Raw genomic sequence first — 424 nt, 5'->3', positions numbered from 1 at the left:
CTGGGCGCGGGCATGCTCAACCCGATCCTGACCACCGTGGTCTACGAGCGGATCCCGGAGGAGCTGCGCAGCCGCGTCTCGGGCGTGACCACCGCGGGCTGCGAGCTGACCATGCCGCTGGGCGGGCTCGCGGCGGGCCTGCTGGTCGAGGGATTCGGGGCGACGCGGACGCTGCTGCTGTTCGGCGGCACCTACCTGCTGGTCACGCTCTCCCCGCTGGTCTTCCCGGCCTGGCGCACGATGGAGCGCCCGGTGGATGGCCCGGTGGAGGGCCCGGTGGAGAGCGGGTCCGCCGAGGTCAGCAGGAAGCCTTTCGTCCGTCCGTCCTCCCACGTGCTCCCCGCGAGGACGGTGCGGGCCGGACCGCCCGCGGCCGCCAGGTCGCGCACCACGCCCGGAAGGTCGAGGACCGCCGGCTCCCCCC

Annotated in this window: 1 pseudogene; it reads left to right on the top strand. The window is 75.0% G+C overall.

What is annotated here, in order from left to right:
- Positions 1-252: pseudogene (locus G3I78_RS49025) on the top strand (MFS transporter); the annotation flags it as partial.
- Positions 253-424 lie beyond the last annotated feature (172 nt).

It is taken from the genome of Streptomyces sp. SID13726 (assembly GCF_010548375.1).
Classification (GTDB): Bacteria; Actinomycetota; Actinomycetes; order Streptomycetales; family Streptomycetaceae; genus Streptomyces.
The sequence above is the reverse complement of the archived record's forward strand: the minus strand, read 5'-3'. Positions and strand labels throughout refer to the sequence as shown.